Annotated in this window: 1 pseudogene; it reads right to left on the bottom strand. The window is 57.2% G+C overall.

Features of this window, described 5'->3' with window-relative positions:
* Positions 1 to 299, bottom strand: a pseudogene (locus EXE45_RS20625) (DNA methyltransferase); the annotation flags it as partial.

Here is a 299-nt window from a genome sequence, read left to right as displayed (position 1 = left end):
GGAAAGGTGGTCTTCAGCTTCCTCGAATTGGGCTCGGACGAACGACTCGAAGTCTATCAACTGGAAGTCGACGTCGTGTCTCGACTCGATCCCCTCAATTATTCCATCGTAGTTCGCAGTAACCGGTTCGCTCGTGATCAGCCCGACGGTCTCCGTCTCCGGGTGATTCGAGAGTTTGTCACCGACCTCTTTGATCTCGGTCGCGAGATCTCGAAGCCCGTACTTCGCGTCCCACGCCTCCCTGATTCTGGGCCGTCCTTCGGCATCCTGAGCGACGACCTCCAGATCGCCGATGTTTC

The sequence above is a fragment of the Halorubrum sp. SP9 genome (assembly GCF_005435015.1).
Classification (GTDB): Archaea; Halobacteriota; Halobacteria; order Halobacteriales; family Haloferacaceae; genus Halorubrum; species Halorubrum sodomense.
Note: the sequence above shows the minus strand (reverse complement) of the source record. Positions and strands in the feature narration are given on the sequence as shown.